This is a genomic window from Rhizobium leucaenae USDA 9039 (assembly GCF_000426285.1).
GTDB lineage: Bacteria > Pseudomonadota > Alphaproteobacteria > Rhizobiales > Rhizobiaceae > Rhizobium > Rhizobium leucaenae.
Map to the genome: position 1 here is coordinate 1 of NZ_AUFB01000086.1, position 2,129 is coordinate 2,129.

The following is a 2,129-nucleotide window of genomic DNA, read 5'->3' on the forward strand; positions in this document are numbered from 1 at the left end:
TTTTGGTCCAGGCCATCGTGTTCTCCATCGAATCTCGCAAATCCGAAGGAATCATAACCTGCTGAAATCACCCACCTCTTTTTGAGGCAGCCTCTGAGAGATCGCCGATGCAGCCGTGAATGAACTGCGCGTGTCTGAGCAGGCGTCGTTGCATTGAGGTCTCACCATATTGCGAAAATTCGGCAGACCGGCCAATTCGTCTTCTTTGATAACGATGTTCGATTAATGTCGCTCGGGAGACGTGACGGCCAGTGCATCATTCGGTACGGTGTCCGGCATCTTGATCGTCAGGCACAGGTTTATGGAGATCCATGCCATGCAAAGTTACTCGCTAGTTGAAGATGAAGATCATACCTACGCCGTCGTCGACGCTCGTTCCTTCGAAACAGTTGTGCGATCCGGTATCATACTTGAGCATCTGTCTCCGCAAGTAGCTGAAGGAATCATCCCGGTGCTTGAGGCGCTGGATCGCCACAGGGAAATGCCCAAGTGATCCACAGGGCAGGGCCGATCGGGCTTTGTTTTCCACCGCAATTGGCGAGACAATGGCGAGTCGTGGATATCCATCGCCAGATCTCGGTATATTCGAGGCCCATGGTGTTTGTCCTAGGGATGAGCACGGACAAGCATTATAGCAGGGCCGGCCAAGAGCGTCAGACCAATCAAGAGCGAAACAACGAACTTCAATATCTTGATACGCCGTGTTCTGGCGCCGTTCCAATCATATGCCACGTAGAACCTCGCGCGCGAAACAAAAAGGTCTGGGCTACAGATAATGGTTGCAAGCGGGACCGGCCAAGAGAAATCGACTTGGCCTTTCGTTGTAAGGCCAAGCGAAAAGACAAGGCAACGCCCGAATTTAAAGGCCGGAAAACAACCGAGCCAGCTTCAGGCTTGCCGTAATCCCCATTCCCTTTCGAATTCGTCCGTAAAATCGTTCGGCGGCTCCTTCATCGTTCGGGCGGGGGACTTTGGATCAGCGCTGATAGTCACTGGCGAGAGCTCTTTTGCCGACCTTTTGCCGTCTTCAATCTCAAGAGTATAGGAAATGGGTACGCCTGGAGTCAGATGAGGCAGCTTCGCCTTTATAGCTTCACTGAGATGCACGAAAATATCCGGGCCACCATCGTCAGTTTTATAAAGCCGTACTTCTTGTTCGCGTCAAACCATTTGACTTTCCTTGCCATAACCTTCCCCATGTTGGCTTTATTGGTTGGAGTGCGAGCGCTATCGCAGCTAACCTCTTGAAGCAATTCTTCGGGCATCGAGGTTGCTCGCGGCGTTCAGGCGATACTGTATGTCTTTTCCCGCCTTGAAAAAGGGAACCCACTTCTCCTCGACGAATATCGATGTGTTCGTCTTTGGGTTTCTGCCTGATTTCGACAAGCGATGGCGGACACTGAACGCGCCGAACCCTCTTAGCTCAACCCTGTCGCCACGCATCAGCGCTTCAGCCATTTCCTCGAGGATCGCATCAACGATCCTTTCCGCATCCTTCAAATGCAGAAAGGGTCTGCGATGAGCGACAATTTCGATAAGTTCGGATTTGATCATGTTCCAATCTCATGTACGGAAAACTTGACGTTCGTTAAAACAGGCAACCTAGCCGGTACCGGGCGGAACTGCGAAGCGGCACGGCACTTTGTCGAAAGTCCCTCTTGCGTGAGAATTTTGCAAGAGACGAAGCACCGTCATGGGCAGATATGCTTACTTGCTGCGAGCCTTGCAGGCGGATTTTCCCTACTGTGGCTATCGAGCGAGTGTGGGCAGACATCAGCCTGCACGTAGGCCCAGCCGTCCTCGCCAGAGCTTCCAGATGACCCACGATATGCACGCAGTCAGAAATGATGTGAACATATTAGCCTGACTGTCGTGACGAGTGCGCGGCGGAAGAAGCGCCATCGGTCATCGCGCTGAACATGTGGGCTGCGAGTGCCGTTGTACTGGAGTTTATCGCCCGTGCTTTTCCATTCCGTCATGATGGGACGGCAGCCATAGCAAGGAGTGTTTTCATGCTCGTGCGGCGAGGACCGCTGATCATGTCCCAGGACGTGGTGTAGCTTAGACGACCACGGCTCATCCCAGAGGGTCGGATGAGTATCAGCTTGCTGCTGGCAGGCTGATGAGCG

Annotated in this window: 2 protein-coding genes; one reads left to right on the forward strand and one right to left on the reverse strand. The window is 52.9% G+C overall.

What is annotated here, in order from left to right; genetic code table 11:
• Positions 1-241: 241 nt before the first annotated feature.
• The gene (locus K290_RS0133265) at positions 242-493 is read left to right on the forward strand and encodes a hypothetical protein (protein ID WP_120764172.1); all 252 of its coding nucleotides are present in this window, start codon (positions 242-244) and stop codon (positions 491-493) included.
• Between the two features lie 743 nt (positions 494-1,236).
• On the opposite strand, the gene K290_RS0133275 is transcribed toward K290_RS0133265, so the two are convergent.
• Complete coding sequence (locus K290_RS0133275) at positions 1,237-1,554, reverse strand: integration host factor subunit beta (RefSeq protein WP_004119995.1); 318 nt, start codon at positions 1,552-1,554, stop codon at positions 1,237-1,239.
• Between the last annotated feature and the right edge of the window lie 575 nt (positions 1,555-2,129).